The 24,981-nt window shown below is 43.1% G+C and carries 22 protein-coding genes and 1 other RNA gene; 9 read left to right on the plus strand and 14 right to left on the minus strand.

Annotated elements, in window-relative coordinates; all coding sequences use genetic code 11:
* Positions 1-185: 185 nt before the first annotated feature.
* Positions 186-1,754, plus strand: coding sequence for a membrane-bound lytic murein transglycosylase MltF (gene mltF, locus AC3CHU_RS12685; protein WP_488524668.1), 1,569 nt, complete (start codon positions 186-188; stop codon positions 1,752-1,754).
* 318 nt (positions 1,755-2,072) lie between these two features.
* Positions 2,073-2,207: a hypothetical protein gene (locus AC3CHU_RS12690; RefSeq protein WP_004735176.1), complete on the plus strand. Its 135-nt coding sequence runs from the start codon at positions 2,073-2,075 to the stop codon at positions 2,205-2,207.
* Between the two features lie 58 nt (positions 2,208-2,265).
* Here AC3CHU_RS12690 and tadA read toward each other — a convergent pair whose 3' ends face one another.
* The 7 genes from tadA to AC3CHU_RS12725 form a co-directional block, all read right to left on the minus strand.
* Positions 2,266-2,904, minus strand: coding sequence for a tRNA adenosine(34) deaminase TadA (tadA, locus tag AC3CHU_RS12695; RefSeq protein ID WP_108091797.1), 639 nt, complete (start codon positions 2,902-2,904; stop codon positions 2,266-2,268).
* Between the two features lie 81 nt (positions 2,905-2,985).
* Positions 2,986-4,275, minus strand: coding sequence for a hemolysin family protein (locus AC3CHU_RS12700; RefSeq protein ID WP_488524669.1), 1,290 nt, complete (start codon positions 4,273-4,275; stop codon positions 2,986-2,988).
* A 203-nt stretch (positions 4,276-4,478) separates the two neighbouring features.
* Positions 4,479-6,041: an AbgT family transporter gene (locus AC3CHU_RS12705; protein ID WP_004735172.1), complete on the minus strand. Its 1,563-nt coding sequence runs from the start codon at positions 6,039-6,041 to the stop codon at positions 4,479-4,481.
* A 297-nt stretch (positions 6,042-6,338) separates the two neighbouring features.
* A complete protein-coding gene (locus AC3CHU_RS12710) occupies positions 6,339-6,788 on the minus strand; it encodes a prepilin-type N-terminal cleavage/methylation domain-containing protein (RefSeq protein ID WP_488524670.1) in 450 nt (149 codons plus the stop codon).
* Complete coding sequence (locus tag AC3CHU_RS12715) at positions 6,778-8,082, minus strand: hypothetical protein (protein ID WP_488524671.1); 1,305 nt, start codon at positions 8,080-8,082, stop codon at positions 6,778-6,780. The genes AC3CHU_RS12710 and AC3CHU_RS12715 overlap by 11 nt, the downstream gene beginning before the upstream one ends.
* A complete protein-coding gene (locus tag AC3CHU_RS12720; RefSeq protein ID WP_146457554.1) occupies positions 8,079-8,711 on the minus strand; it encodes a PilW family protein in 633 nt (210 codons plus the stop codon). Before AC3CHU_RS12720 ends, AC3CHU_RS12715 begins: the two co-directional genes overlap by 4 nt.
* The gene (locus tag AC3CHU_RS12725) at positions 8,692-9,198 is read right to left on the minus strand and encodes a GspH/FimT family pseudopilin (protein ID WP_488524672.1); all 507 of its coding nucleotides are present in this window, start codon (positions 9,196-9,198) and stop codon (positions 8,692-8,694) included. Before AC3CHU_RS12725 ends, AC3CHU_RS12720 begins: the two co-directional genes overlap by 20 nt.
* A gap of 102 nt (positions 9,199-9,300) precedes the next feature.
* On the opposite strand from AC3CHU_RS12725, the gene AC3CHU_RS12730 reads away from it, so the two are divergent.
* Positions 9,301-9,732, plus strand: a complete 432-nt coding sequence (locus AC3CHU_RS12730; protein ID WP_488524673.1) for a type IV pilin protein — start codon at positions 9,301-9,303, stop codon at positions 9,730-9,732.
* A gap of 137 nt (positions 9,733-9,869) precedes the next feature.
* On the opposite strand, the gene dnaJ is transcribed toward AC3CHU_RS12730, so the two are convergent.
* The 5 genes from dnaJ to grpE all read right to left on the minus strand — a co-directional run bounded on the left by dnaJ (position 9,870) and on the right by grpE (position 17,150).
* Complete coding sequence (gene dnaJ / locus AC3CHU_RS12735; RefSeq protein ID WP_017087727.1) at positions 9,870-11,018, minus strand: molecular chaperone DnaJ; 1,149 nt, start codon at positions 11,016-11,018, stop codon at positions 9,870-9,872.
* A gap of 286 nt (positions 11,019-11,304) precedes the next feature.
* The gene (dnaK, locus tag AC3CHU_RS12740; protein WP_114633039.1) at positions 11,305-13,218 is read right to left on the minus strand and encodes a molecular chaperone DnaK; all 1,914 of its coding nucleotides are present in this window, start codon (positions 13,216-13,218) and stop codon (positions 11,305-11,307) included.
* 389 nt (positions 13,219-13,607) lie between these two features.
* Entirely contained in the window at positions 13,608-14,645 is a 1,038-nt protein-coding gene (locus AC3CHU_RS12745) for a polysaccharide lyase family 7 protein (protein ID WP_488524674.1), read from the minus strand.
* A 256-nt stretch (positions 14,646-14,901) separates the two neighbouring features.
* Positions 14,902-16,176 (minus strand): dicarboxylate/amino acid:cation symporter, encoded by a 1,275-nt coding sequence (locus AC3CHU_RS12750; RefSeq protein WP_004735163.1) that lies wholly within the window; start codon positions 16,174-16,176, stop codon positions 14,902-14,904.
* A 392-nt stretch (positions 16,177-16,568) separates the two neighbouring features.
* Positions 16,569-17,150: a nucleotide exchange factor GrpE gene (gene grpE, locus AC3CHU_RS12755; protein ID WP_017059864.1), complete on the minus strand. Its 582-nt coding sequence runs from the start codon at positions 17,148-17,150 to the stop codon at positions 16,569-16,571.
* Positions 17,151-17,293: 143 nt separating this feature from the next.
* On the opposite strand from grpE, the gene nadK reads away from it, so the two are divergent.
* From nadK to bamE, 3 genes are all read left to right on the plus strand, one after another.
* Positions 17,294-18,178, plus strand: coding sequence for an NAD(+) kinase (nadK, locus tag AC3CHU_RS12760; protein ID WP_004735161.1), 885 nt, complete (start codon positions 17,294-17,296; stop codon positions 18,176-18,178).
* 285 nt (positions 18,179-18,463) lie between these two features.
* Positions 18,464-20,128 carry a DNA repair protein RecN gene (recN, locus tag AC3CHU_RS12765; protein WP_488524675.1) on the plus strand — a complete coding sequence of 555 codons (1,665 nt, stop codon included), beginning with the start codon at positions 18,464-18,466 and terminating at the stop codon, positions 20,126-20,128.
* A 167-nt stretch (positions 20,129-20,295) separates the two neighbouring features.
* Positions 20,296-20,655, plus strand: a complete 360-nt coding sequence (gene bamE / locus AC3CHU_RS12770; RefSeq protein ID WP_029224935.1) for an outer membrane protein assembly factor BamE — start codon at positions 20,296-20,298, stop codon at positions 20,653-20,655.
* Between the two features lie 166 nt (positions 20,656-20,821).
* On the opposite strand, the gene AC3CHU_RS12775 is transcribed toward bamE, so the two are convergent.
* Positions 20,822-21,133 carry an RnfH family protein gene (locus AC3CHU_RS12775; RefSeq protein ID WP_004735158.1) on the minus strand — a complete coding sequence of 104 codons (312 nt, stop codon included), beginning with the start codon at positions 21,131-21,133 and terminating at the stop codon, positions 20,822-20,824.
* A 3-nt stretch (positions 21,134-21,136) separates the two neighbouring features.
* Positions 21,137-21,565, minus strand: a complete 429-nt coding sequence (locus tag AC3CHU_RS12780) for an SRPBCC family protein (protein WP_017074163.1) — start codon at positions 21,563-21,565, stop codon at positions 21,137-21,139.
* 119 nt (positions 21,566-21,684) lie between these two features.
* Between AC3CHU_RS12780 and smpB the strand changes: the two genes are divergently transcribed.
* From smpB to AC3CHU_RS12795, 3 genes are all read left to right on the plus strand, one after another.
* Positions 21,685-22,170: an SsrA-binding protein SmpB gene (gene smpB / locus AC3CHU_RS12785; protein WP_004735156.1), complete on the plus strand. Its 486-nt coding sequence runs from the start codon at positions 21,685-21,687 to the stop codon at positions 22,168-22,170.
* Between the two features lie 66 nt (positions 22,171-22,236).
* Positions 22,237-22,603: a transfer-messenger RNA gene (gene ssrA, locus AC3CHU_RS12790) on the plus strand.
* Between the two features lie 85 nt (positions 22,604-22,688).
* Positions 22,689-24,506 (plus strand): DUF6538 domain-containing protein, encoded by a 1,818-nt coding sequence (locus AC3CHU_RS12795; protein WP_488524676.1) that lies wholly within the window; start codon positions 22,689-22,691, stop codon positions 24,504-24,506.
* Positions 24,507-24,981 lie beyond the last annotated feature (475 nt).

Here is a 24,981-nt window from a genome sequence, read left to right on the forward strand (position 1 = left end):
ATAAAGCATTTCTTTTTGTGACGTAACACCAAAAGCAACCGTTTGCGTTATTTTTTTTATCTTTCTGTGTAAATGGTACTTTTGCTGCATTTATCACCACTTTTACAACTGTTTAAATAAACCTGCTTTGCCAGCCTTGCGGGGTTTGGTATAAAGGGGCTTCCACTTTTCGAGATTTCATTTTGATGCCTAAATTTACGCTCATCTTTTCGTCTAAGTTTCTTCTGCTCGCTATTGCCCTATTTGGGTTGGCTGGATGCCAGATTGAATCTGAACCTAAAAGTGTCCTTGAGCAGATACGAGAGCGTGGCGTTCTTCGTGTCGGCACCCTGAATAACCAACTCTCTTATTACATCGGTCCAGATGGTCCTGCTGGCTTGGATTACGAGTTAGCTCGCGAGTTTGCAGAAGAACTTGGTGTAAAGCTTGAGGTTAAACCCGCTTACCGTCTATCCGGCCTATTTCCGGCGTTAAAGAAAGGCGAGATCGATCTTATCGCAACGGGGTTAACACAAAACAGCAACCTGACACGTGCCTATCGCGCTGCGCCTGCTTATTACTATGTAAGCCAACAAGTCGTGTACAAAAAAGGTCAGTGGCGACCAAGAAACCTTGAGCAACTGATCAGGTTTGAGAATGAGCGTCAGGCTGATTTCGTAAAAGCACAAACTGAACCAGAAGAGGTAGCGTCTACTGACACATTGACGCCATCTTTGGTTGTAGTGAAAGACTCACACTTTGAGCCAACACTAAAACAGCTGCAAAACACACACGATGACTTTATCTACGATGCGATCGGCAATGCTGACATCAACGACCTGCTAAAAGAAGTCTCTACAGGGGAACGCTTGTTTACTGTGGCGGATTCGATTGAGCTGTCACTCGCACAACGTTTATACCCAGACGTGGCTTTGGCTTTTGAACTTACAGAAGACCAACCTATCTCTTGGTACTTAGAACGTTCAGAAGATGAAAGCCTGTATGCGTTGCTGATTGAGTTCTTCGGTAACCTTAAACAGTCTGGTGAATTGGCTTCACTGGAAGAGAAATACATCGGTCACATTGGTACCTTTGACTACGTTGATACTCGTGCCTTTATCCGCGCATTGGACAGCAAGCTACCTAAATGGTCGCCACTATTTCAGAAATACTCGCAAGAATTTGATTGGCGCTTAATCGCAGCTTTGGCATACCAAGAGTCACACTGGAACCCAGTCGCGCGTTCTCCCACAGGTGTTCGTGGCATGATGATGTTGACGTTGCCAACCGCGAAGAGCGTAGGTGTAACCAATCGTCTTGACCCGAAACAGTCGGTACAAGGTGGCGTGGAATATTTACGTCGTATCGTGAATCGAGTTCCTGACTCAATTACTCAACATGAAAAGATCTGGTTTGCCCTCGCCTCATATAACGTAGGTTACGGTCACATGATGGATGCTCGCCGCTTAACTAAAGCACAAGGCGGCAACCCTGACGCTTGGGGTGATGTCAAAGATCGACTTCCTCTATTGAGACAAAAGAAGTACTACAGCCAAACTCGATACGGCTATGCGCGTGGTGATGAAGCAAGGAATTACGTTGAGAATATTCGCCGTTATTACCAAAGCATTATTGGTCATGTGAATAAGCGAAATAAAGAAGAAGAAGCGAGCCTCGAAGGTTTGGTGGTTATCCCACCTTTAGAGATCTCGGGCGCTGAATCGACAATCAGTGCGGCTGAATCCGCTGTCGACGAAGCTGAGTCTTCCAAATAAATAAAAAAGAGCAATTCTATATAGCGTTGCTCTTTTTTTTTATACATGAGCCACTGGTTCGTATTGGCTAATTCGCATTGAGAAACTAAACCAGCAAAGTGACAGTTAAACTTGAGGTGTCATATTGCAGTAACAATCGAACTTTATAACGACACACCATAAGCGCCATGATGTTCTGTTGTATTCAGACACTGGCCATCGCGATGGTTACTCAAAAGGTATCGCTAAGTTCGCGACAGAGCTCATAAACAAATAACCACTATAATTAAAACTGAAGTCATAATTACAAAGCCAGACGACAAATAGGAAATCGTTGAAATGATGAAGAGTAAACTGAAATCGAAGCGCCTTGATAAGACCGTTGCTGCAAACCGTCGTAAGCGTATGCTTTCAAATAATAAGAAGAAAATCATTTGGCGCAACCGTGCTTTCATGCAGATACTTTCTGAGTAAATATACCGAGTAAGTTTTCTGCGGCACTCTTGCTATCGAGAGTGCCGAAAGCTTGCTGCTATTTTTTGTTACAGACCTTATTCTTGTTACTGACGTTATTCTTGTTACTTGCCTTGTCAGATTCTAAACACTGCTCTTCCAACAGACGGTCTTGCTTTCGTTTTTCTTTTATCTCTTTTCTACGACGCTTGAAAAACGCTTGCAGTTGATCACGGCACTCTTGTTCTAACAAACCATTTTCCACGTCTGCATAGTGGTATGAGGCTTGGCTTTCAAAGAGATTCAATACCGTACCTGCTGCACCCGCTTTTAAGTCAGGGGCACCAAACACAATGCGCTTTACTCGGCTGTGTAACAAGGCACCTGCACACATTGGGCAAGGCTCAAGCGTGACGTATAAGGTGGTATCGAGTAAGCGATAGTTTTCTAAAGCTTGCCCAGCTTTACGCAAGGTTTCGATTTCTGCGTGTGCCGTGGCATCGTGGCTTCCAATAGAACGGTTCCAACCTTCAGAAATAATCTCACCCTCCTTTACCAACACGGCACCAACGGGAACCTCTCCCTCTTTCTCTGCTTGCTTAGCAACCTCAATGGCGCGTCGCATGAAGATTTCATCTTGAGGGGTGAATTGATGGTCTGACAAAGGGAACTCCAGAAAACAAAGGATAAGAACAAAAAAAGGTATGCGGAGAAGCATACCTAATCTTAGTGATTATGAACAATAAAGAGATATTGAACAACAAGCGCAGGCTTGTTCGTTAAATATCTAGCGACTTATCTAACTAACAGCATCGCCTAGCTCATTGACTATTTCTGTCGCTTTCACACTCACAATACGGTTGTTCTCGACCGAGATAATTTCAAACTGCCATTGCTGACACTGAACGACTTCTCCCGTATCGGGTAAACGCCCGATTAACCAAGTCACAAGGCCATTCAATGTTTGGAAGCCTTCGCTTTCCCCTTCTAACTCTGACAGCTCTAAACGGTTCTTGAGCTCACTGATAGGGATTAATCCATCCACCAGCAACCCGCCTTCCACTTGCTCTGTCCATAGGTCATTGGGGTTATTGGATAACTCACCTGCAATCGCTTCAAGAATATCGTAATGAGTCACAAGGCCTTGCACATCGCCATACTCGTCGACAATGAATGCCATCTCGGTACCCGACTCTTTAAAGTAGCCAAGTAGCCGCAGTGCCTTCATCGATTCTGGAACATAGATCGGCGACTTAGACAGCCCCATGATCACTTGAATACTTAAATTGCCCGCCTGATTCAGCAAGGCTTTGGACGACACCGTACCGACCACTTTATTGAGATGATCTTGGCATAATGGAAATACACTGTGCTTTGAAGAGCGCAGTTTCTTAAATATCTGCTCTACAGGTTGCTCAATATCTAGAAAGTCGACGTCTCGGCGTGGCGTCATCAAAGAGCTCACAAGGCGGTCATCAAGCTGTAAGATATTGCGAATCATCTCTTGCTCGCCACGCTCTATCACACCTGATTCAGAGCCCTCTTTCACCAGTGCATGAATATCGTCTTCAGTCACACTGTCTTCTTCACCACCACGTCCCATTAACTTGAGAATACCTTCGGTTGATGCAGACAACGCAAACACAAACGGCGTCGCGATTTTAGATAACCAGAAGATTGGCAGCGCGACTAACACGGCGATGTTTTCAGCTTGAGACTGAGCAAAACGCTTTGGTACCAACTCACCCACAACAATCGCGAAGTAAGTAATACCGACAACGACTACTGCAGTAGACAAGATATTCGCTTGTGTTGGGTCGAATCCCCACAGCTCAAGTTGAACGGCCAGTGGCCCAGAGAGCGTCGCCTCGCCCACAATACCGCTGAGTAGGCCGATTACCGTAATACCGATTTGAATGGTTGAAAGGAAGCGGGTTGGGTTTTCTTTGAGCTCAAGAGCAATCTGAGCGGAGCGATGTTTTTCGGCTAAGCGTTTCAGCCGACTATTTTTTGCTGCTACCAATGCAATCTCTGACATGGCAAACAGACCATTTAAAACAATTAACCCTACTAAAAGCAGAATCTTCATGTGGTTTGGATTTCCTAATTTTACCGGCCAACAATTAGCCGTGATCCGGAGTATAAGCTGAGAGCCTTTATTTTGAATATAAAAAGTTTTGGATATAGAAAGTTTTGGCTATAAAAAAAATAGAAAAAAATAGCGAAAAAAAAGCCCGCACATTTCGGTGCGGGCTTAGTAATGAATAAAGCTTAATTTTGCTTAGTTCAATCTTACATTGTGTAAGTGTAAGGAGCTTGGATACCTAGTGGGATACCAAGAGCCCAGTAACCTAGCAAGAAGATAGACCAACCGATTAACATAGCAATCGAGAATGGCATCATTAGAGAAGCTAGAGTACCGATACCAGTCGACTTAACGTAGCGTTGACAGTAAACAACAACCAGTGGGAAGAACACCATCAGTGGAGAGATGATGTTAGACACTGAGTCACCTACACGGTAAGCCGCTTGAGATAGCTCTGGAGAGATACCCACAACCATTAGCATAGGAACTAGGATAGGACCAATCAGTGCCCACTTAGCTGAAGCAGAACCTACAAGAAGGTTAACTGCAGCCGTTAGTAGAATCATACCAACAACCGTTGCTTCACCAGGAAGATCCATCGCTTTCAAGCCTTCAGCACCGTAAAGCGCCAGCATAGTACCGATGTTTGATTGAGCGAATGCAGAAAGGAACTGAGCACAGAAGAACGACATTACAATGTATGCGCCCATCGTTGCCATCGTCTCAGACATTGCTTTGATAACATCATTACTATTCTTGAAAGTACCTGCTACACGGCCGTAGACGATACCCGGAATAATAAACAGAATGAAGATCAGAGGAACGATAGACTTCATCACTGGTGCTGAGAACGCTGTTAGCTCACCTTCAGGTGAACGAAGTGCTGAGTTTTCAGGAACCAAAGCTGCGATTAGCAAACCAATACCAGCCACCATTGCCCAACCCGCGAATTTGAATGCTTTAGATTCAATCGCTGTGAACGTACCTAGATCCGGTGCTTGTTCAGCATCTTCATCTACTGGTGTTTTTGCAAGACGAGGTTCAATGATCTTCTCTGTCACGTACCAACCGATACCAACAATGAGAACTGAAGACAAACCAGTAAAGAAAATGTTCGCTAGAGGGTTAACCACGTATGCAGGGTCAAGAACGTTTGCCGCTGTTTGAGTGAAGCCTGCTAGTAGCGGGTCAATACCTGAAGGAATGAAGTTCGCTGAGAAACCACCTGATACACCAGCAAACGCTGCTGCAATACCCGCTAGAGGGTGACGACCCGCTGCGTGGAAGATGATACCGCCAAGAGGGATTACTAGAACGTAACCTGCATCTGCTGCTGTGTGAGACACGATAGCAACCAAGATTAGCATTGGCGTTAATAGCTTAGCTGGCGTGAAGTTCAGCATCTTCTTAAGGCCAGTCGTAATGAAGCCTGAAGAGTCAGCAACGCCAACACCTAGCATAGCAACAAGTACTATGCCTAGCGGTGCGAAGCCTGTGAACGTGGTAACCATATTCGCTAGGAAGCTAGCAAGCGCTTCACCAGTTAATAGGTTGTTTACTTCTAGAGCAGCACCCGTTTGAGGGTTGATTAGGTCGAATGAAAGATTCGATAAAAGTGCAGATGCTACCCATACGATAACTAGAGCCCAGAAGAACAGAATTGCAGGGTCTGGAATTTTGTTGCCGGCGCGTTCAATGAAGTTTAGAAAGCGATCCATCCCACTGATCTTCTCAGTCGATGGTGCTTTTTTTACAGCTTGGTTACTCATTGTAACTCCATATGTGATGTTGTTTGTTTAGGCCTAATAAAAGTTTTGACCATGGCCTATTGGTGCAGCACATATTCTATTAAAGTCGCTGTTAAAAAGCACAAGGTTCCACATCATTTTCCATAAATGGAGACATATTTTGCAAAAATACTGTACAACAGCAACAATATAAAAACACAAAAAACACCATTCCATATACAGAGTTTTAACTGGCACGTAAACAATGTCCGAGGAGTGAAAACTATCAGTAAAGGGGATGCGTAGGCCTTGGCGTGCAGTAAACGTTTGCTTAATAGATCAATCAAACTCACTGTATTTGGAGAGCATAGTTTCTAGGTAAATACTTTGCGGTTTGTTCATGCGATCTTGCCATGCAACAGTCACCGTAATGTTTTTCAAAGCGCCAGACAAAGCACCATTGGCATTGGACACCTCACAAGTCATCGCATAGGCAGAGCTTGATAAACCGGATAAGGGGTCTGAACTTACAGTGTTGAGACAATGGTTCGCCTGATTAAGTTCCGAAAAAGGAATTAGCCCGACCGCCCCACTCACATCCGAGACACGAGTCCGATAATATTCCATCTGCCTTTCAGCAAAATGCAGAGCCTCCACACTGTGAAGCGCAAAGTCCGACTTTTGCTCCGCATAAACTTGCAGCTTAACCAACCCTAGAGAAGCTACACCGATCAATAGAAAAGAGATAAGAACCTCTATCAGGCTAAAACCTGAGTGTTTAGAAATCATTCCATGATCCTCGCTTCCACTTCGCTTTCAAAGGAGCACTATGAGGGTTGTATTCACCGATATAAACCAGATTGATTGACCCCTGAATTGTCGATAACCCACCAACGGAATCAAAGAACATCCCTCCTTTAGGAAAAAAAGAAGCAAATCCAATATAAACCGAATTGATCTGTACTAAACCTGCGATAGGAACCGTATCTGGAACTTTAGCCCACAAACCACTCAATAGGTCGGTATCGACATCGGGAGAGTTAGGATTATCAAATATACTCATATCATTTAGATGATAAAAAGATCCATCAAATACGCTTGCGTTACCGTTCGCAACGATGCCGTCTTGAATCACTAATGAACGTGGCGTAATAACTCCTGGGATAGGTTCAACGACATTAATCGCAGGTGAGTAAACCACGCAATCACCTATAACCCAGACCTTATTTTCCCCACTTGAAAAGGCATCATTAATAGCTTTGCTACACTTATTACCTTCATATTTCCCACTAACCAAGTCTGAATGTTTAGGAGGAGATGTAGTCCGGTCAATCAGGTCGATAACATGATAATCAAGCTTAATTTGGTCGATGTTCTCTGACGTTTTAGGTACTCCAAAATAATTAGAGAACGTATCTATATCAGGATCAAATTTGAAGTCTGATTGAAATGAGTTTGAAGGTAATGAACCCGAAGAGTCGATAATTGCATCACTGCTAATATTGGTGGTTTGTTGACATGACTCGAAGGAAGGAAAAGGAGGTGACTCTGGTGTAATTGTCTTTAAACGTCCTCCTCCCTTTTGCTTATAGATAACACTATCTAAAAATCGAACAGAGACACACTCGTTAATACCATCAACAGCAGTAAGAGCAATATCGGGATTGATGTCGATGTTGTGATCAGAAATAAATTCTAAACTCGAATTGGTTTGCATTACTCCTAATCCCGAAGCGTCTTCAAAGCTAATCTCTTTGTTCAACGATAAAGACTCAGAGCTCGATACCAATACATTCGGTGTGAGGGCTTCTGATTCCAACGTAACGACTTTCGATTGCTGACAATGATCCATTAAATCATTGGGAATAGCAGTCAGATCATTTTCAGCGATGTAAGTGAAACCACACTCTAAACCACCTTCTGCTAACCAGTGGGCTTTGCGCCCTTCCACCTCATTTTGGGCAACTTTAATTTGATGAAACACACTGCGATACGCGCCTAACGTCACCACTAAAGCACCAACTAAAAGCACCGATGTGATCAACAAGGTCACCACGCCGCGTTGCTTTCTAAACACCATCATTGCCAATTCCTTTGTTTAACGGAAACCGAAACCGATTTGGTAACACCTGCGGTTGGAATTGAAGCCGTAATGCTGATATCGGTAAGCGTGGTTTTAATAGAGTGTTGCTCTAATAACTGAGCATCAATGCTGAATGCGTCTACCTCGATCAGGCTGTCATCGAAAAGTGAGTAACATCCAGTAACCTGATTAAAAGTAGGAATCGCCTCAGATACAGTGGTGCCCTTCTCACAAATTTGTAGCTTGGTTCCATCTTTCCGATAAACGATATTTCGATTATCTTTGTTTCCGTTCGAGCCCTCTCTGAAATAGACAAACCCAACGGCAACACCGCCACTCACTTGGATGGTATTGCTCGCTCCAGATAACTTGATTGAGTAACCATTAGAGCCATCGTAGCCCGCTCGTTGGATATCTTCTTTCATGACCTGCATCGTACTGGTTAGATTTTGCAGCAGTAATAACTCAATGCCTTTATCTTTAGCAATTCTCTGCCCCGTAATGAAGACGCTGCCGATAATCGAAATAGCGAACACGCCAATCACAGAGGCCACCATTAATTCAATCAGTGATGTGCCTTGCTGCTTGCTAGGAGCTACAGCTGTCGATTTAACACGCATCATAGCCATACTGTGCACTCGACTCACCGCACACCTTAATTCGCCCTGGAGGGCTGGATAATTTGATCAAAAGCCGATCGGTTGAATCTGCATTAGGAGCCAGATAGAGAGTCCCGCGAGAAGGCCTTCCACGAACGCTCTCAAAAGTGATTCTGTCTCCGGTGTAGTTATGAGAAAAAGAAAGGTCGCGAAAGGGTTCGCCCGACAACTGCAGTAAGGTTTCTCCTGACAAGTCTTCGGTCGGTTTTAACCAAATAGTCCAATCTCCAGTTGATTGCACTTCATTCTTTTCCATCGAGAAATGAACCCAAAGATCTTGATTCCTTTTTACTGACTCTGACTTAGCCTGAATAAGAAAACCATTCAACTCGCCAGCCAATCGCTGCATCTTCACAGTTTTCGTTACTGAACTAAAACTCGGGGCAGCCGTGGCTATCAGTATCGATAACACCGACACCGTGATTAACAGCTCTATTAAAGTAAACCCGCGAGTCATTTCCCAAATTCCTATGTAATACCGTTCGTAACCGTATTTAATCTTGCGCCGATGCTACCACCGGAGAAAAATAGGCAGAGATATTAAAGGAAACTACTCGCGATGATTCGAAGAAATATATGCAACAACAACAACTTAAGCATTAGAGGGATGACATTGATCGAATTATTGATCGCTGTCGCCATCGTGGGGATACTTGGTGCCATTGCGTATCCAAGTTATACGAGCCATGTAGTTAAAGCGCACCGAGTCACCGCGATAGCTGATATAACAAAGATACAATTGGAAATGGAGACGCTGTACACGGGGAACTATGCATCCGCAGCGGAGAATATTATTTCCGGAGGGACATGTTTGTTTTGCGATACCGACACCAGCCGATACACGTTAGCGATTTCGGCGAGTAGTACAACCTATGCCATTCAAGCAGAACCGCTTTCTCAACAAGTGAATGATGAGTGCTTAGACTCAACTACCGATAAGTTGGAATTACACCACTCGGGTGTTTCAGAGCCAGAAGCGTGTTGGAAGTAACAAGAGCAACCACCAAAGGGCTCGATAGTTTGTCTGAGAAATATCGACTCTTTCTTCTCTGAGCTTCTTTTCTCTGATCTACAGATACAAAAAAGCCTGCACACTGGCAGGCTTTAAGATTTTCAAATCACTATCAATTACTTAGTTAGGTCATCGAAGAAGTTTTTAACGCCGCTGAAGAAACCTTCAGACTTTGGCTTGTGCTTGCTTGCCGCTTCACCACAACATGTCTCTTCGAATTCACGTAATAGTTCTTTCTGACGAGAGCTTAGCTTAACCGGTGTTTCAACCACTAGTTTAACGATTAGGTCACCTACACCGCCGCCACGAACGCCTTTCACGCCTTTGCCACGCATACGGAACATACGGCCCGTTTGTGTTTCTTCTGGCACTTTAAGGTTTACACGACCATCTAGTGTTGGAACTTCAACTTCACCGCCTAAAGCAGCCATAGAGAAGCTTACTGGCACTTCACAGTAAAGGTTGTTGCCGTCACGCTCAAAGATGTTGTGCTCTTTTACGTGTACTTGTACGTACAAGTCGCCGGCTGGAGCGCCGTGCTCTCCTGCTTCGCCTTCGCCAGATAGACGAATGCGATCACCAGTATCAACACCTGCTGGGATCTTAACGTTAAGCGTTTTCGTCTTCTGTTTGCGGCCTTGACCATGACATGAGTTACATGGGTCTTTGATGATCTTGCCTTTACCGTTACATGTAGGACAAGTCTGTTGAACCGCAAAGAAACCTTGGCGCATTTGTACCTGGCCGTGGCCATGACAAGTACCACACGTTTGTGCAGAAGAACCCGCTTTCGCGCCGCTACCGTCACAAATATCACACTCTACAAGAGTTGGTACTTCGATTTCTTTAGATACACCACGAACGGCTTCTTCTAGAGAAAGCTCCATGTTGTAACGCAAATCAGAACCACGTTGTGCACGCGCTTGACCACCACCGCGACGACCGCCGCCAAAGATATCGCCAAACACATCACCGAAGATATCGCCAAAGTCACCTTGGCCACCGCCGCCGTAACCGCCGCCGCCACCCATGCCACCTTGTTCAAAAGCTGCGTGGCCGTATTGGTCGTAAGCTGCTTTCTTTTGAGCATCGGTTAAGATCTCGTACGCTACTTTTACTTCTTTAAATTTGTCTGCTGCGCTGTCATCACCCTGATTACGGTCCGGGTGGAATTTCATCGCTAAGCGTTTGTACGCTTTTTTAATATCGCGCTCTGATGCATCGCGGCTTACGCCTAATACTTCGTAAAAATCACGTTTTGACATGTTCTAGGTCACCAAATAATTGCTACTACCGAATGATCACTTCAGTAGTCTATGTATCAATCTAGATAAAAGTTCTGCCGGCTGAAACGCCGAATAAAGCTATTATCTAGATCGACAAGTCTAAATACAAATTTACGGGCGTGAGAGTTACCTCTGACGCCCGTATTAATAAGTCTTTGAGACAATGAATTTCTAAGCAAGTAGCTTGAGTTCTAGAAGGAAGCGCGGAGCCTACGCTAGTAGGTGAGCACTTCCGACAATGAAATCAGGCTACTCTGCGACGAAATTATTTTTTATCGTCTTTAACTTCTTCAAACTCTGCGTCTACCACATCGTCGTCTTGCTTAGGTTGTTCACCAGCGTCAGCACCAGCTTGTTCAGCTTGAGCTTTCTGTTGAGCAATTTCCATTAGCTTTTGAGCTGCTTGCATAAGTTCTTGAACTTTAGCGTCGATAGCTTCTTTGTCGTCACCAGACTTAACTGATTCTAGAGCTTCGATAGCTGCTTCGATTTTAGCTTTCTCGTCTGCAGGTAGAGCTTCACCAGCTTCTTCTACTTGCTTCTTAGTGCCGTGAATCATTTGGTCAGCTTGGTTACGTGCAGTTACTAGCTCTTCGAACTTCTTGTCAGCTTCTTTGTTAGCTTCTGCTTCTTGAACCATTGCTTCGATCTCTTCCTCAGACAAACCGCCTGATGCTTGGATAGTGATCTTCTGCTCTTTACCTGTCGCTTTATCTTTAGCAGATACGTTCAGGATACCATCAGCATCTAGGTCGAATGTTACTTCAACTTGTGGCATGCCACGTGGTGCTGGTTGGATACCTTCTAGGTTAAACTGACCAAGAGACTTGTTGTAAGTCGCTTGCTTACGTTCACCTTGAAGAACGTGGATAGTTACTGCGCTTTGGTTGTCTTCAGCTGTAGAGAACACTTGATCCGCTTTAGTAGGGATAGTTGTGTTTTTCTCGATAAGCTTAGTCATTACGCCGCCCATCGTTTCGATACCGAAAGATAGAGGAGTAACGTCTAGAAGAAGAACGTCTTTAACTTCACCAGCTAGTACACCACCTTGAACAGCAGCACCCATTGCAACAGCTTCGTCAGGGTTCACGTCTTTACGTGGCTCTTTACCGAAGAATTCAGTTACTTTAGCTTGAACCATAGGCATACGAGTTTGACCACCAACTAGGATAACGTCAGTGATTTCGCCTACAGATAGATCAGCATCTGCTAGAGCAACTTTTAGTGGCTCAAGAGAGCGTTGAACTAGGTCTTCAACTAGAGACTCAAGCTTCGCACGAGTCACTTTGATGTTCATGTGCTTAGGACCAGTCGCATCAGCAGTAACGTAAGGTAGGTTTACGTCAGTTTGAGTAGTAGAAGAAAGCTCGATTTTCGCTTTTTCTGCTGCTTCTTTAACACGCTGCATTGCTAGTGGATCAGATTTAAGGTTGATACCTTGCTCTTTCTTGAACTCATCTACTAGGTAGTTGATCATGCGGTTATCGAAATCTTCACCACCAAGGTGAGTGTCACCGTTAGTTGAAAGAACTTCGAAAGTCTTCTCGCCTTCTACTTCATCGATCTCGATAATAGAGATATCGAATGTACCACCACCAAGGTCGTATACAGCGATAGTGCGATCACCACCTTGCTTGTCTAGGCCGTAAGCCAGAGCAGCAGCAGTAGGTTCGTTGATAATACGTTTAACATCTAGACCAGCGATACGGCCAGCATCTTTCGTTGCTTGACGTTGAGCATCGTTGAAGTAAGCAGGAACAGTTACTACTGCGCCAGTTACTTCTTCGCCTAGGAAGTCTTCAGCTGTTTTCTTCATTTTCTTAAGAACTTCAGCAGATACTTGAGGAGCAGCCATTTTTTGGCCTTGCGCTTCAACCCATGCATCACCGTTATCAGCTTTAACAATGTTAAAAGGCATGATTTCGATATCGCGTTGAACTTCTTCATCTTCAAAACGACGACCGATTAGACGCTTAATTGCGTATAGCGTGTTTTGAGGGTTAGTAACTGCTTGACGTTTCGCAGGTTGACCAACTAGCGTCTCGCCTTCAGTGTATGCGATTACCGATGCTGTTGTGCGTTCGCCTTCAGCATTTTCTAATACGCGTGGTTTGTCACCGTCAAGAACAGCAACACAAGAGTTAGTAGTACCTAAATCAATACCAATGATTCGACCCATCAGGCTTTCTCCGAATAAATTCTATTTAGTTTTTTGCTATACCCACTATGTGGGGGGTAGTAATCAGGGATTCAACCCTAATACACAAAATTTAAATGCAAATGTATTTTGCTTTCGTATGCACCATAGATAAGGGCTGCAAACTAATTTTCAAGGGAAATAGGTAAAAAAAATCTGTTTTTCCCTCTATCTTTCTACTTAAAGGTAAAAAGTGGCTTACCCCTTACTGCTTAAGGCTCGAAAGTTGACATATTCACGCGTTCATCTTCATAAATAAAATGTCTCCCTATTCTATCTCGCATAAAAAAAGACCTTCATATGGAAGGTCTTTTTCAACTAACAGCGCGTCGAACCGTTATTGATTCGGCAATATTTTTGATTAGGCAATATTATTGATTAAGAACTAACTGGTAGAAGCTTGCTTGGGTGTAGTCACCCGCTTCCATACCACGCCACTCACAGGCGGAACTCGACTTCTTAGTATTACACTGGTTATACGCACCCGCTTTGAAGTACATCCAATCTTGACCATAGCCAAGATCGATATCGTGCCCCTGATATTTACCCTTTGCCAAGTCAACATCATACGTCTTCACAATAGGGTCGGCTGAGTTTGGATTTTTAATAAAGGTTAAATGCATGATGTTATCTTTGATATTCACATCATATGAGAACACTTCACCTAACTTGATACCATCAGTAGGATCAGAGCTGCCTTTTTTCAGGTTGTATTGGCCAAATACATCATGGCGAATGTCTTTACGAAGCTTCTTACCGTTTTCATCCTTCGCATTTTTCATCTCTGTCGGCGGGTTTAATTCATAGTTCCACGTTAACGAACCATGCTCATGCTCCGGTAGTTTGCGGTAAACAATTTTCAGAGGTTCATTATCCGACCCATGGATTTGACCAATAACCACAGAGAATGCACCAGTTTTCTTATAGTTACCGCTGGTACTCACCTGATCAACAGAAAGTGTTGCCGTCATCTGCCCACCGATAGAACCAAACTCTTCAGCGTTCTCGTGGCTTGAAATAGCGAAATTGTTACTCGGAGCAGAGTAGCTATCCGCTAGCATAGCTCTTAGCTCACTACGCGTGTTTTTACTGTTTGGCGTCGTTGGAGCTGTATTCGGAGCCACAAACACCATCGCACCAGATTCAGCATCCGTGTAGAACCATTTAGGGTGAACGTAAGGCGTGTCTACATTCGACAGTTCCTTTTTACCAATCTCCAGCGTTTTACCTTTTCTAGACCCTTCAGTCGTCAGCTCCGGTAAGTTAATTTTCCATTTAGATAAATCGAAGTTTTGTGCTGGTGCTTTTGCAGGGTCAAGATTGAACTGTTGACCAATATCGTGATTAGAAGCAAGAGCGGGAGCGGCTAAAAGGCTGGCAGTCAGTAGGCTAAGGTAAGACAGCTTCATTATTGGGTTTCCTTTATGTCGTCATAATGTAGGTTGCCAGAACAGTAAAATAATATTGTATTATTATATGTGATCTATATTAAAGATTGAAAACTGATGGCCAATTCGGCACGAGTAAAAAGAAAAAATGAGACTTAACACCAATCAAAGATCTTTTTAGCCAAGTTATCAGATAACCCAAAGCACTTCTCAGCAGAGACAAAAAAGCCCCGCTCTCATTGAGCGGGGCTTTTAGTTATCGAATCTTAATTAAGAATTATGCTTCTGCTTTCTTTAGCTCAGCTTCTTCGTTAGCTTCAACGCCAATTTCGTTTTCAGATTTCGCTACGATAGTGTTAACCGCAGTATCACCAACAACGTTAGAAGAAGTACAGAACATGTCACAGATACGGTCAACAGCAGCAACAATCGCTAGACCTTCTGGTGGCAAACCTAGTTGGTGCAATAGAACACCGACCATAACCACACCACCACCAGGAACACCACCAGCACCGATAGACAGTAGCAGGATAGTTAGACCTAGAGTGAAGATGTCAGCAGTGTTGATTGGCTGACCGAATGCGTTTGCTACGAACATAGTTGCTAGTGCGATGTAGATAGATACACCAGACATGTTCATTGTTGCACCTAGTGGTACACCGAAACCTGCCACTGACTTAGATACGTTCAGTTTGTCCGTTAGAGTACGCATTGTTACTGGAATCGTCGCGTTCGAACTTGCAGTCGATAGTGAGAAAAGGATTTGCTCACGAGTTGCACGTAGGAACTGCTTTGGAGAAATACCAGTGAATGAACCAACCATCATTGGGTAGAAGAAGAAGATCCAGAACACAAGCATTGCTACAACAAGCGCTACATAGCCAGCAACTGACATTAGCGTGTTTGCATCAAGTGTTGCACCTAATTGAATCATCAGAGCAAATACACCGTATGGCGCAAGGCTCATTACTAGGCCGATAAGCTTCATCATGATTTCGTTAGCCATCTTGAATGTCTTGATAGCTGGGCCACCACGAGAATCAAGAGCTTGGATAGCAAGACCAGTCAGAATAGCCATGAAGATGATTTGCAGCATGTCGCCACTTGCAAACGCTTCTACAGGGTTGCTAGGAACGATGTTTACAACAAGAGAGAAGATATCTGGCGTTTCAGTTGTTGTAAGCGCAATTGTCTCAGAAACTGTACCCGCTAGATTCGCACCAGCACCCGGTTGGAAAATAAGACCAATCGTTAGCGCTGCAGAAATCGCGATGATGGTGTTAATAATGTAAAGACCAAAGGTTTTACCACCAAGACGACCGAATGAACGAATATCTTTTAGCTCAACGATACCGCAAACAATAGATACGTATACAAGAGGTACTACAAGCAACTTGATAAGTGATACGAACATACCACCAGCACCTTCAGCTGCGCCGAGTAGGTACGTATCAAAAATAGCAATGCCGCTGAATAGGTACTGAATAGCAGTACCAATAATAAGGCCGGCAAACAAGCCTACAAAAATCTTACTTGAGAGCGATTTGTCCATCGTTCTTCTCCAGTTTGTTGTGTTTAAAAATTGTACTTTTATAGTTATATATGCGACCCAAATCGCTATATTGCAGTGGATTTTACATACAAAGGTAACAATTAAAAGCATTTATTTACAAAAACATTACAAGTGTGACATCAAAACATTTCTTCATTAACAACCAGTTTCATAATATAAAACTCTAAATCACTGTTCTGAATAAAATAAAAAGAACGACATTCTTAATGCGATTTTGGTGACTATTCACGTGGACTCTCAAGTTACAGGCATAAAAAAAGAGAGGCATATGCCTCTCTTTTCATTTCATGTTAACCTGTGAATTGTTTTGTCGCCGCTATTGTCTTACTTCACAACTACAATAATCAACTGCTTAGCAAGCGGCTACTCAATTACTTAGCAACCATTACCATTGCAGGGCGAATAACACGGCCGTTAAGCTCGTAGCCTTTCTGCATAACAAACATCACAGTGTTTGACTCGTGGTCTGGGCTTTCTTGAATCGACATTGCTTGGTGGAATTCAGGGTTGAATGCTTCACCTTCAGGGTTGATCTCTGTAAGACCAAATTTAGCCACTGTATCTACGAACGTTTTGTGGGTTAGCTCAACACCTTCAAGAATCGGCTTAACCGCTTCGTTCTCAGCATCTGCAGCTTGTACCGCACGCTCTAGGTTATCGATAACAGGTAGTAGGCCTTCAGCGAATTTGTTTAGCGCGTATTTACGTGCTTTATCCACTTCTTGCTCAGTACGACGACGCATATTCTCAACTTCAGCCTTTGCGCGAAGAACAGAATCTTGCTGCTCTTTCACTTTAGACTCACTAGAAAGCAGTGCGGCTTCTAGTTGAGCAATTTTTGATTCCTGCTCATCAGCCGCGTCTTCATTCAGTTCAGCTTCTTCAACTTTCTCAGCTTCAGCAATGATCTGATCTAGCTCTTCTTCGGTTACTTTGTTTTCTTCGTTGCTCATGATATCTCCAGAATTCGTTTTCAATGCCAGTGACAGGCGTGTTTGCGCCTCAAATTGATATAAAACACTCGCATAGACGTTCAACTTGCCTTTATTATGGGGATGAAGAATTTTGATTCAAGCCTAATTCGTTTGGAAACGTTATGAAAAAGCCATTTGAAGTCATCGCAATTATTGGTAAACCTCGAGATCAGCAAGCAATTCAGACTCATAGAGAGCTCTATCAGTGGTTAAGTACTGAGGGTTATCAAGTGTTTGTTGATGATAGGCTCTCCAGCATTTTGGACGATATCCCACAAGAACATTTTTCTAGCCTGATTGAATTAGGTAAACGTGCCGATCTCGCCATTGTAGTGGGTGGTGATGGAAATATGCTCGGTGCCGCTCGTATTTTGTCGCGTTTCGACATTTCAGTCATCGGTGTTAACCGAGGTAATCTTGGTTTCCTAACCGATCTCAACCCTGAAAACTTCCAGAGCGCGCTGACTGATGTGCTTAAGGGGGAGTTCATGGAAGAAGAGCGCTTCTTACTTGAAACTGAAATTCATCGTCACGGCCAGATAAAAAGCCACAATGCAGCCCTTAATGAGGCTGTACTGCACCCCGGCCAAGTCGCGCACATGATCGAGTTCGAAGTGTATATCGATGACAGCTTCGCCTTCTCACAGCGCTCTGATGGCTTGATCGTCTCAACCCCGACAGGTTCTACTGCTTATTCGCTTTCTGGCGGCGGCCCTATCCTATCATCAAGCCTAAATGCAATTTCATTAGTACCGATGTTCCCGCACACTCTTTCAAGCCGCCCACTGGTGGTGGATGGAAAACGTCGTATCAAGCTGATCGTATCGCCTGATAACCGCGGTACTCAGGAAGTCAGCTGCGATGGCCAAATCTCGCTTCCAGTTTCCCCTGGCGATGAGATCCACATTTACCAAAGCCCGAATGTGCTCAAGCTGATCCACCCTAAAGATTACAATTACTACCATGTTCTACGTAACAAACTAGGTTGGTCGAGTAAGCTGTTCTAAACAAACGACTCTAGTAATAACCGAAATTTGAAAGGCTGACGACATGCGTCAGCCTTTTTTATTGCCAGTAAAAAGCCCGCTCTCTCTTCGTCTCAATGATTCACATCGTCACTCTCAAGAGGGAGGAGCGACTGAGTTGGGAATCTATAGTAGTTTCAGAGCCCTACGAACAGCATCAATTCTGAGAGCTGTCACAAAAAATTTTCACCTGTCGACTTTACTGTATAAAGAAACAGTATATACTGAGCTTATATACAGTATTGTTCAGTTATACAGGTAAATAAAATGCTGGCTCATTTAAGTGTTAATAATTTCGCTATTGTTAAGTCTTTACAGCTAGAACTCTCTAAAGGCATGACAACAATCACCGGTGAAACTGGTGCAGGTAAATCTATCGCTATCGATGCTTTAGGCTTATGTCTTGGGGGAAGATCAGATGCGGGAATGGTAAGACAAGGTGAAGATAAAACCGAAGTCAGTGCGGCTTTTTTACTTGAGAACAATCTGCATGCAACCCGCTGGTTAGAAGACAATGAACTGCTTGATGGCGGTGAATGTATCCTACGTAGAACTATCTCTAAAGAAGGTCGCTCTCGTGCATTCATCAACGGTAGCCCCGTTCCTCTTTCACAATTGAAATCGCTAGGTCAGTTGTTGATCAACATTCATGGTCAACACGCGCACCATCAGTTAATGAAAAGCGACTATCAAATGGTGATGCTTGATCAATACGCTGGTCATTTGAACCTTTTGAAATCAACACGTAATGCTTACCAAGCATGGCGACAAGCAGATAATCACTTAAAAGAGTTACGTGAAAATAGCCAGCAAAACCAGGCTCAAAAACAGCTCCTTGAATATCAAATCAAAGAGTTAAATGAGCTGTCTATTGGAGAGGAAGAATATGAAGACCTCGAACAAGAGCATAAGCGCCTCTCCAATAGCGGAGAATTGGCCTCAACCTGCCAGCAGGCTATCGAGCTTATTTTTGAAGGCGAAGAAGTTAATGCGCTTAGTATTCTGCAATCGGCCAATCACTCCCTAATTCAATTAGCAGAGCTTGATGAACGGTTAGTTGATCTGCCTAACCTACTCTCTGAAGCCATCATTCAGATTGAAGAGACCAACAATGAACTAAGAACTTATCTAGACAGCATTGATGTCGATCCAGGCCGCATGGTTTACGTTGAAGAACGCTTCTCAAAAGTGATGTCGATGTCTCGTAAACATCACGTGTTGCCAGAAGATCTGTATAAACACCACCAAGATTTATTACAGCAAGTCGAAGCGCTTGATTGCTCCGATGAAAAATTGGATGAGTTAGAAAACGACGTCGAGAATCAATATCAGTCGTTCGTGACTAAGTCAGATAAACTTCATAAGTCACGAACTCGTTACGCGAAAGAGCTCAATAAGCTGATTACTCAGAGCATGCACGAACTCAGTATGGAAAAAGCGCAGTTTGCCATTGAAGTAAACAACACCAACACGCACCCATCGCCATTGGGTATGGATAACGTGACCTTCATTGTTTCAACTAACCCGGGCCAACCGATGCAGCCAATTGCTAAAGTAGCCTCCGGTGGTGAACTTTCACGTATTTCATTAGCGATTCAGGTGATCACTGCGCAAAAAGTAGATACACCAAGCCTAATTTTCGATGAAGTCGATGTAGGTATCAGTGGGCCAACCGCTGCCGTAGTCGGAAAAATGCTGCGTACGCTGGGAGAATCTACCCAAGTGATGTGTGTGACTCACTTACCTCAAGTAGCTGGTTGCGGGCACCAACAACTGTTCGTTGCGAAGAACACAAAATCAGGCAAAACAGAAACGCAAATGCATACCTTGGATGAACAACAACGTATTTCAGAGCTTGCTCGCCTACTCGGTGGTAGCCAGATTACAGAGTCGACATTAGCCAACGCAAAAGAATTATTAATCGCAGCTTAAGTTAAACATTCAGCAAATTTCTGATAAATTACCGAAAATTCTTGGCAATTTTGCAACTTAATTCAAAATTGCCAGTCATAACAAGCTCAAAGCGCAAGGAGCTTTTTACTTCTTGCTGGAGCTTGTTTATTATCAGGCAGTATTTTAGCGAAGAAAGATCTCAGACTATGCGAATTAAAAAGTGGTTAGTTGCAGTTCCACTTGCACTAACAATGTTGACCGGTTGCTCTCTACTAGAGAAGTTGGTTTATCGAATTGACATCAATCAGGGTAACTATGTTGAACAAGAAGCTGTCGACCAGCTGAAGTTTGGCATGACAAAAACACAAGTTCGTTACGTTATGGGCTCACCTATGCTTATCGAAAATGGCTACCCAGATACGTGGTACTACATTTACCTCCACACAAAAGGCCATGAAGACTCGATTCAAAAAAATCTTGTTGTTAACTTTGATGCGACTGGCACCTTAGTAACGATCAATGGTGACTTTGAAGCCAGTGATGAGTTCTTCGAAAGCCTTCGCTAGCTTTCAACCAACAAAGCTATCAGTCGACAAAGTATGAATCGCAAAAGCCTGCTCACATGAGCAGGCTTTTTAATATCCGTTAACAAATAAATTTTCATCGAACTAACCAGCAGGTACAAAAAAGCTCGCCAATGCGAGCTTCTTTATCATTCAAATTTGTTTGGTATTACGATTTAGCAGCCGCCGCTTTTGCTTGCTCTGCACGCTTACGTCGAATCTCTTTTGGATCGGCCAGTAGCGCTCGATAGATTTCGATACGATCTTTATCTCGAACGGTTGCATCCAACTTAACGTTGCGGCTGAATACACCCACTTTATTTTTCGCCAAGTCGATCTCTGGATACAATTCTAAAACACCAGACTGTGCAATAATCTCTTCAACGGTCGCGTTCTTATTCACCACTAAGGTAAATACACGCTGCTCATGTGGAAGCGCAAACACAACTTCTACGTGGATCATATCGGATTCAATAGTCATGGCTTAGTAAACCTGTTTAGCTCGTTGAGTAAAAGCACTGACCATATTGCTCGTCAGCTCATTGAAAATCTTACCAAATGCCATTTCTATCATTCGACTAGAAAATTCAAACTCTAACTTAAGCTCGACCTTACAAGCTTGGTCATCTAGTGGAGTGAAATACCAACCACCCTGCAGCTTTTTGAACGGGCCGTCCACCAGCTCCATTAAGATCTCAGCACCATCTGCCATTCGATTTGACGTAGTAAATGTTTTGCTGATCCCCGCTTTAGAGACATCAACCGAAGCCACCATCGCAGAATCTGAAGATTCGATCACACGAGAACCAGAACATCCTGGCAAAAACTCAGGATAACGAGCAACATCATTGACCAAGCTGAACATCTGGTCGGCACTAAAAGACACTAATGCTGAACGAGTAACCTTTGGCATATAGACTCCTGTTAAAGACAGCGTTACATTAACACAAACTGCAATTTTAATTGTATTGGGCCAGAGCGCAAATAAAAAGGATTCCCCAACTAGGGTGCAATCCGTATAATGAGGCCATTATGGCAAAGAATAAATCAAAATCAAAAGCCGGTAGCAATACCATTGCGCTTAATAAGAAAGCTCGCCACGAATATTTCATCGATGATGAGATAGAAGCGGGGCTTGAGCTACAAGGCTGGGAAGTAAAATCCCTACGTGAAGGCAAAACCAATATCGCAGAAAGCTACGTCTACATCCGAGACGGCGAAGCATTCATCAGTGGTATGACGATTACTCCGCTAACTCAAGCGAGCACTCATATCGTGGCGAACCCAACACGCATCCGTAAACTACTAATGTCGAGAAAAGAACTCGACAACCTTATCGGTCGTATTAACCGTGAAGGCATGACACTTGTCGCAACCGCACTTTACTGGTCTCGCTCTTGGGCGAAGATTAAAGTTGGCGTAGCGAAAGGTAAAAAGCTGCACGATAAACGTACTGATATGAAAGAAAAAGATTGGGCGAGAGATAAAGCACGAATTATGAAGAGTAATTTGCGTTAATTTTAAGCACTTAAACGCACAGTGCTAGACAGACAAAGCTTTTCTGGTACTATGCAAATAACACTTGGGGCTGATTTAGGATTCGACAGGAATTTTGAAGTCTGAGGTGCATGCCGTGGGGCGGTTGGCCACGTTAAAAGCCGCAAAAAAATAGTCGCAAACGACGAAAACTACGCACTAGCAGCTTAATAACCTGCTCAGAGCTCTCTTACCCTAGCTTCCGCTCGTAAGACGGGGACCAATAAGAGATCAAACCCAAACTAGCTAGCGCGGATTCTCCCACCTGAGAGGAAAAGCGCGAATAACAATTCAGGTTAGCCTTTAACTAGCGTGTCGGTTCGCAGGTTGCTGGTGAAATTAAAGATCGACTAAGCATGTAGTACCAATGATGAATGATTTTTGGACGCGGGTTCAACTCCCGCCAGCTCCACCAAATCAAAATCTTTGTATGTAAGAACATAGACTTACAAGTATACAGTGATAAAGTTGAGTATGTGGTACTAGAAATAGGTACTAAAATGAAATACTTAACTCAAAAAAAGACAGGCACTTGGTATTTTCGATACCAAGTGCCTTTTTTGTATCGTCGCTTTTTCGGCAATCGAACCGAAATCAAAAAATCACTTCATACATCAGATAAAATGACAGCTCATGTAAAAGCACTCAAGCTGGAAGCTACTATCAAAGAACGGATCATGACTATTAAGCAATACCTCTCTCTCGAAGCTGCAAACGAACTTATTGCCGTACATACTGGTGCTACACTGATGAAAATCGAATGTGCTATAGATCCGATGGGGGGACTCTCACGAGCCTACATGGCAGATATGCTTAGTCAGGTCGCGGAATTTGATAACCTGAGTGCAGAGAACATAAATACTCTGATGTCTCCTGTGGAGTACCTTTATAAATCAGAGAAACCTCCAACTGAACTTGCCAACGAAGCATTGACCCAGTTTCAGTTATCACCGATAGATCCCTTAGTATGGCAAACGCGACAAGCCCTAACTCAAGTATTTCAATACGCAAAAGATGCTCAATTAGCACTAAAAAATAGTGATCAGCAAGCATGTGAAGCCGTGGTAAAGCAGTTAGAAAAAGTTATGCTCAAAGTCGACTCCGATCCTGACCTAGCTAAATCGCTATCTTCTGAGCCTGCGGCTCAGGTCATATCCAATGTTGCAACAGTCAAAGATAATCGGTCACTAAAAGAGCTATTCGAAGAATATGAGGAAGAAAAGAAGTTATCTATAAAACCGAGATCTCTAGACCTATCTCGAGCAAAAGTTCATTCGGTTTCCGAGTTGTTGCATGACAAACCAGCCAATAGTATCAACCGAAGAGAGGCTGTTATCATAAGAGACGCCTTACTAGAATTGCCTTCAAACATTCATAAGAAAAAAGAGTTTGCGGGACTATCGTTACTAGATGCTATTAAAAAAAACAAAGCACTACCAAAGCCTCTAGACACCTTAGGTAAAACCACGGTAAAAGACTACTTGCAAAAGGTGTCGAGCCTTTGTAAATGGGCTATACGGCATCAATATCTCGATCATAATCATTTCGAAAGTATCAAAACACAAACAAAAAAAGAAAGTAAGAAAGAGAGTGACGATAGACATCCGTTTAGTGATGACATGCTTCTTAAACTCTTCTCTACCCCCATCTTTACACATAACGATATGCTGCATAGCTTTCACTATTGGCTTCCAATTCTCGCTCTTTACACAGGCGCAAGGCAGAATGAGTTAGCTCAGCTATTTAGAGAGAACATCGTTAAAATTGATGATATTTGGTGCATCAGTTTTACTGAATGCCATCCATCACAAGATTTTAAGACTGATTCATCAGAACGTATTACCCCAATTCATAACACATTAATTGAGTTAGGTTTTCTTCATTTTGTAGAATCTTGCGAGGATCGGTTATTTGCTACTGGGTTACCTTTTTATGAAGGGAAGGGGTACGCTAAAGAAGCATCACGTTGGTTTAACGAAACATACAAAACAAAATTAGGAATAGAAGCTAATACAGGGTATACATTTCACTCTTTTAGACACACCGTGCTCAATATGTATAAGCAGAAAAATGATGTTGAAACACGCTTCGCGCAAGGGATCGTCGGACACAAGCACGGTAGCATTACATTCGATCGCTATGGCTCAGAATTTCGACCTGATGTACTCAAACCATACATCGACCTACTTAATTGGGATTTTCTAAAAGTCCAACCATTTGATCTAGTCAAGCACATCAGTAGAACAGAAAGAGAGCTATTGAAAGCAGACCGCCGTAAAGCAAACAAGACTAAGAAACAAAGATTGATGAGCAGTTAATTGGAAATTTTACTGTATCAAAACGAACAAATAGTAAAATTCAATTTTCTCGAGAAAAATGTTCGAACAACGCATTATTTATAGTGTTCTTAACTTGGAAATCGCAACAATTACATTAAATTAAGAGCATACAATGAGTGCAGTGTTCTTAATTTATCGCACTCACGGAGTGCGACCGAATTGCCACCTGTGGCATTAACGTTGCCACCCGTGGCAGTCATGTTGCCATGTGAGGCACGATTTTAAATGTAAAGAAAACCAGAACTTCCACAGTTAATCACCTGGTGAAAATTCACTCCTTACATAAGTTATATAAATTTATAATTGTTATGAAAGTTATAATTGTTATACCATATTTTTGATCGAACTTAAATTAAAATTAAGATTTAAACTCCAACAAAATTAAAGTTAACAATTATTAATACTGAAAAAATTTAAAATGTCAGGTTTATCTATTATTTAAATTAGTCGCACT

Source organism: Vibrio sp. QJM3NY_39 (genome assembly GCF_057785895.1).

Bases quoted from the DNA above. Each gene is read 5' to 3' on its own strand.
- nadK (WP_004735161.1), top strand. From the start codon at position 17,294: ATGAAAAAGCCATTTGAAGTCATCGCAATTATTGGTAAACCTCGAGAT.
- AC3CHU_RS12775 (WP_004735158.1), bottom strand. From the start codon at position 21,133: ATGACTATTGAATCCGATATGATCCACGTAGAAGTTGTGTTTGCGCTT.
- grpE (WP_017059864.1), bottom strand. From the start codon at position 17,150: ATGAGCAACGAAGAAAACAAAGTAACCGAAGAAGAGCTAGATCAGATC.
- AC3CHU_RS12745 (WP_488524674.1), bottom strand. From the start codon at position 14,645: ATGAAGCTGTCTTACCTTAGCCTACTGACTGCCAGCCTTTTAGCCGCT.
- AC3CHU_RS12705 (WP_004735172.1), bottom strand. From the start codon at position 6,041: ATGAGTAACCAAGCTGTAAAAAAAGCACCATCGACTGAGAAGATCAGT.
- AC3CHU_RS12715 (WP_488524671.1), bottom strand. From the start codon at position 8,082: ATGATGGTGTTTAGAAAGCAACGCGGCGTGGTGACCTTGTTGATCACA.
- AC3CHU_RS12730 (WP_488524673.1), top strand. From the start codon at position 9,301: ATGATTCGAAGAAATATATGCAACAACAACAACTTAAGCATTAGAGGG.
- AC3CHU_RS12690 (WP_004735176.1), top strand. From the start codon at position 2,073: ATGATGAAGAGTAAACTGAAATCGAAGCGCCTTGATAAGACCGTTGCT.
- recN (WP_488524675.1), top strand. From the start codon at position 18,464: ATGCTGGCTCATTTAAGTGTTAATAATTTCGCTATTGTTAAGTCTTTA.
- dnaJ (WP_017087727.1), bottom strand. From the start codon at position 11,018: ATGTCAAAACGTGATTTTTACGAAGTATTAGGCGTAAGCCGCGATGCA.
- AC3CHU_RS12710 (WP_488524670.1), bottom strand. From the start codon at position 6,788: ATGATTTCTAAACACTCAGGTTTTAGCCTGATAGAGGTTCTTATCTCT.
- dnaK (WP_114633039.1), bottom strand. From the start codon at position 13,218: ATGGGTCGAATCATTGGTATTGATTTAGGTACTACTAACTCTTGTGTT.
- AC3CHU_RS12725 (WP_488524672.1), bottom strand. From the start codon at position 9,198: ATGACTCGCGGGTTTACTTTAATAGAGCTGTTAATCACGGTGTCGGTG.
- smpB (WP_004735156.1), top strand. From the start codon at position 21,685: ATGGCAAAGAATAAATCAAAATCAAAAGCCGGTAGCAATACCATTGCG.
- mltF (WP_488524668.1), top strand. From the start codon at position 186: ATGCCTAAATTTACGCTCATCTTTTCGTCTAAGTTTCTTCTGCTCGCT.
- tadA (WP_108091797.1), bottom strand. From the start codon at position 2,904: ATGCTTCTCCGCATACCTTTTTTTGTTCTTATCCTTTGTTTTCTGGAG.
- AC3CHU_RS12780 (WP_017074163.1), bottom strand. From the start codon at position 21,565: ATGCCAAAGGTTACTCGTTCAGCATTAGTGTCTTTTAGTGCCGACCAG.
- AC3CHU_RS12750 (WP_004735163.1), bottom strand. From the start codon at position 16,176: ATGGACAAATCGCTCTCAAGTAAGATTTTTGTAGGCTTGTTTGCCGGC.
- AC3CHU_RS12720 (WP_146457554.1), bottom strand. From the start codon at position 8,711: ATGGCTATGATGCGTGTTAAATCGACAGCTGTAGCTCCTAGCAAGCAG.
- bamE (WP_029224935.1), top strand. From the start codon at position 20,296: ATGCGAATTAAAAAGTGGTTAGTTGCAGTTCCACTTGCACTAACAATG.
- AC3CHU_RS12795 (WP_488524676.1), top strand. From the start codon at position 22,689: ATGAAATACTTAACTCAAAAAAAGACAGGCACTTGGTATTTTCGATAC.
- AC3CHU_RS12700 (WP_488524669.1), bottom strand. From the start codon at position 4,275: ATGAAGATTCTGCTTTTAGTAGGGTTAATTGTTTTAAATGGTCTGTTT.